This window comes from Aeromicrobium sp., from assembly GCF_014378035.1.
GTDB lineage: Bacteria > Actinomycetota > Actinomycetes > Propionibacteriales > Nocardioidaceae > Aeromicrobium.
Genome location: NZ_JACMOM010000312.1, coordinates 1 through 2,931, shown reverse-complemented (window position 1 = coordinate 2,931; position 2,931 = coordinate 1). Strand labels below are relative to the sequence as shown.

General features: G+C 68.1%; 2 protein-coding genes. Both read right to left on the bottom strand.

Going from position 1 to position 2,931, the window contains the following annotated elements; all coding sequences use genetic code 11:
* Positions 1–236: 236 nt before the first annotated feature.
* Positions 237–2,288 (bottom strand): 5'-nucleotidase C-terminal domain-containing protein, encoded by a 2,052-nt coding sequence (locus H7290_RS16240; protein ID WP_290515064.1) that lies wholly within the window; start codon positions 2,286–2,288, stop codon positions 237–239.
* A gap of 95 nt (positions 2,289–2,383) precedes the next feature.
* Positions 2,384–2,863, bottom strand: a complete 480-nt coding sequence (locus tag H7290_RS16235; RefSeq protein WP_290515063.1) for a hypothetical protein — start codon at positions 2,861–2,863, stop codon at positions 2,384–2,386.
* Between the last annotated feature and the right edge of the window lie 68 nt (positions 2,864–2,931).

Here is a 2,931-nt window from a genome sequence, read left to right as displayed (position 1 = left end):
GTGTCGCGGAGCGCCTCGTCGGCGAGTCGTTTGGCGTCGTCGAAAGTGATCATCCACGCATCATGACACGGAGCGCGGACGCGGGTGGAATCGTCCGCGACGTTGCGCCGGTTGGTCAGTCGCGCGGGGAGAGCACGCAGAACTCGTTACCCTCCGGGTCGGCGAGCCGGGCCCTGCTCCTGCACCGGGATGTCCCGGTCGGCGTCGATCGCTCGCGGCGAGGAGCTCGTCTCCTCTTAGCCGCGGGCGGTCCTGCGGCGTGCGGCGACCCAGAGGGCCGCGCCGAAGACGAGCAGCAGCGCCGCGATGCCGCCGGTGACTCCGACATCCGTTGCGCCGGTGGCGGCGAGGGATCCGCCGGTCGTCGAGCTCGCGATGCCGCCAGCGGAGTCGCCATCCGATGTGCCGTCCGTACCCCCGATGACGTCGCCGGGGGTGACGGGATCGGCCGGGGTGACGGGATCGGCCGGGTCGACCGAGGGCACCACCGCTAGGGGTGAGGTGCCGAGGGTCCAGTTCTGCACGAAGAAGTCGGCTGGATCGATGACGGCGGCAGCGCTGGCCCACTCGATGAGCAGCTGGCGGATCTCCAGCAGCTCGTCGTAGACGATCGGCGCGTCGGCGATCGCCGGGTAGGCCCCACCGCCACCCTGGCGGTAGTTGTTCGCGGCCATGATGAACAGGTCCGTGTCGGCGACAGCCGTGCCGTCGGCGAGCGTCAGCTCACCGATGCGCGACCCGACCGGCTGCGAGATGTCGATGCGGTAGTCGATGCCCGACAGCACGTCGTAGTTGTAGTCCGGCACCCCCTGCGGACGGTCGGCGTAGGCGGAGTTGGTGCCCGTCGCCGGGTCGAAGACCGCGCCCTCCGGCACCTGCGCGAAATACCTGGCCGAGTACTCGAGGTAGTCGCGCACCTCGGCACCGGTGAGCTGGACACCGCGGAGAGTGTTCTCGTAGATGTACAGCCCCGCGATGTCGCGGATCGTGACCTGTCCCTGGGGGAAGGCCGCGGTGCGGGAGAACGGGGAGGCCTGCGAGATCACGGGGATCCCCTCCCACTCGGTGCCGCGGAGAGCCACCTCGACAGTCAGCGCCTGCACGTGGTTGATGAAGTCGATGATCGGGGTGTCCTCGTAGCGGGAGGTGGCCGCGGGGAGCTCGGTCAGGGAGCTGGCCACCGGGGTGTTGACGTACTCGATGGTCGTGGTGTGCTGGGCGTCCAACGCGTCGACGAGGGCCGCGTTCTCGACAACGATGTCGCGGCCGTAGTGCGCCTCGGCGACAGGCAGGTTCGAGGCGGACCAGTCGACCTCGAAACCGCCGGCCGGGTCGGGCACGAGGCCCACGATCACCTCGGTGACGCTCTGTGCCCAGAACTGCGGCTGGGTCGTCATGACCTGTTCCCCGGCGATATTCGTCGAGATCGTGCCTGGGTTGTCCTGGTGGCTGTGGCCGGCGATGAGCACGTCGATTCCCGGCACCTGGTAGGCGATGTTCTGCACAACGTCCTCGTTGAGGTCGACCGCAGCGTAGTCGGCGTCCGGCACGGTGCCCTTGCCGGTGTGGGCGAGCACGACGACCACGTCGGCGAGGTCGTCGACGATGGGCACCCAGTCTTTCGCGGCGGCGACCATGTCCTGGAACTCGAGGACCCCGTCGACATACTGTCGGTCCCAGACCCGCACCCCGGGGGTGACGAGACCGATCACACCGATGGTGACTTTTTCGCCGTCGATCGTGCGCTCGATCAGCTCGTACGGCTCGTGGTACGGAAGCCCCGTCGCGACATCGATCACGTTCGCGCCGAGTAGCGGGGCGTCGAGCTGGCGGTCGTAGGCGGACAGCAGGTCGAGACCGTAGTTGTACTCGTGGTTCCCGACGGCGAGCGCGTCGTAGCCGATGGTGTTGAACGCGCGCGCCATCGGGTGCGTGTCGGTGCCGGCGATCACGTCCTCTGCGCCGTCGCCGAGACCGTAGTAGTAGGCGAGCGGTGTGCCCTGGATGGCGTCGCCGTTGTCGAGCACGACCACGGACTCCGCACCCTTCTCGGCCCGCACGTCCTCGACAACGGTGGCCACCCGGGTGAGGCCGAGCTCGCCCCCGGTCGGGTACTCGGCATTGGCGAAGTAGTCCCAGTTGACGGCGTGCCCGTGGGTGTCCGTCGTCGATAGGAACGTGAGTTCCAGCGGCGGCGGAGCGGGCAGGGTGGCGGCCCCAGCCCGGGTCGCCACCGCCAGCCCCAGACACGCGATGACACAGATGCTGCCAGTTCGATAGATGCGCAACAGATTCCTGACGGATTGCGGGATTCCCCCCACCACGTAACGCTAAGACTTCCTCATGAACATTGTGTTACCCGGTTCTAAAATCCCGCGGCCGGTCACCTGCTCGGGGTGTCGCTCATCCCCCTCCTGCGTCGGTCCACGTCGACGCGGAGCTGGCGCCGCGCCACGTCGAGCCGGTTGCGGAGGTCGAGCAGCGGGCAGATGACCTCCTCCCGGTCGACCAGCCCGCGAAGGAGAAGTCGTGCAACGAGCTTCTCGACCAGCGCGAGCTGCATCCTCCGGTCGAGGATCTCGCGTTCCAGCCAGGGCTCCTCCACGAAGGCGAAGAGCACGAAGACGAGGTCGTCAGCGTGCATCAGGCGACAGAAGGCGTCGGCGGGCTGGATCTGCCGTTCGGCAGCGAGGAGCGCGAGGTCGGCGGGGACGAGGCCGCGCTCCCCCTCGTTCTCGAGGAACGCGCGCAGGCGGACCTCGGTGCGGCGGATGCGCTGCAGGCGCACGCCGGAGGTGCCCTGCATCCGCTCGTCGAAGAACGCGCGAAGAATGCCACTGATGGTGGGTCTGAGTGCTGTCATGCGCACATGGTGCCTCGCGCCACCGACATTGCCCGGTTATGGTTCCTCTATGCCCACAGAAACCCCCC